The organism is Rhizobium sp. P2_G2, from assembly GCF_056403555.1.
The window spans coordinates 1-1,379 of record NZ_JBFUFF010000258.1; the positions used below are offsets into that span (position 1 = coordinate 1).

Consider the following 1,379-nt stretch of genomic DNA (forward strand, 5'->3'; position numbering starts at 1 on the left):
CAACGATACCCTGACACTGACCAACATCAATGGTACCGTGACCGGTGGCGCCGGCAACGACACCTACAAGCTCGACAGCAATGTCAGCATCACCATCACCGACTTTACCGCAGGCGATACCGGTGACGTCCTCGATATCGCCTACCTCCTGCAGTTCATCCCAAACTATCCGGGAAACAGTGATCCGTTCACCAGCGGATTTCTCCGTCTTGTGCAAAGCGGCAATGATACATTTATCCAAGTCGATATGGACGGCTCGTCCGGGCCGGGCGACCCCGTCACCCTTGCAATCCTCAGCGGTATCACCGCCACGGAACTTACCGCCATCAACCTTGGTGGCTATCAGCCTGGTCAAGTTATTGGCCTCGGCCAGACGATTACCGGGCATTCATTCTCCGAGTCCTTGATGGGAACCGCAGGCGATGACGTGATCTATGGCCTCGGCGGCAATGACACGCTAGTCGGCGGCGACGGGGCTGATACGCTCGACGGCGGGGCCGGGGCCGATACGCTCGACGGCGGCGCCGGGGACGACACCTTCAATCTGGCGAGCGGCGATTTCGTAGCTGGCGAGTCGATCGCCGGCGGCACCGGCGGCGATCAGATCGTACTGACAACATCCGGCAACATCATAGACTTTACCGCCGGCACGCTGAGCGGGATCGAGACGCTGATCGGCAGCAACGGCGACGACGGGCTGACACTGAGCGCGGCTCAATATGCAGCGTTCAGCACCATCGACCTGGAATCGGGAGCCGACTACATCAATGTCAACGTGACCGGCACGGTCGACATCTTGGGCGCAAACAACCCGACGCTGGTTAGCGTCGAGGGACGCAATCTCACCGGCTCGAACGGCAGCGACTCGGTCACCTTGAGCGGCGAACAATTGGACGCCTTCAACTCATCGGTCAATCTCGGCGGCGGCACCGACACGATCAGCCTGACCTCCACGTCGGCCGTTCTCAACGGGCTTGCCGACGGTAGCCTCATCAATGTCGAGGTGATCTCGGCGGCGCAGGCATTTGGCGTCAACATCAACCTGGCCAACCAGACTGAAGGGTTCACGATAATCGGGAGCGGCTTCGCGGACGCCCTCACAAGCGGATTTGGTAACGACACCCTGATCGCTGCCCAGAACGACACGCTGCTCAACKGCGGCARTGGCAACGATACCCTGAACATCGGTGCRGCSTTYMCRAGCACCAGCAATGCCCAGATTGCAAATATCGAAAATGTGCTGCTCACCGCGGCGGTCGCACTGAATCTCGCCAACCAGACTGAAGCGTTCACCATTACAGGCTCATCGGGCGCCGATGCGATCACTGGTGGAACGGGGGTAGACAGCATCAATGCTGGACTGGGCGACGACACTATAG

At 59.8% G+C, this 1,379-nt stretch carries 1 protein-coding gene; it reads left to right on the forward strand.

All coding sequences use genetic code 11. The features are described 5' to 3' along the window. Positions 1-1,379: calcium-binding protein (locus AC1D06_RS42600; protein WP_477991605.1), on the forward strand; the 1,379-nt coding region annotated here is incomplete at both ends.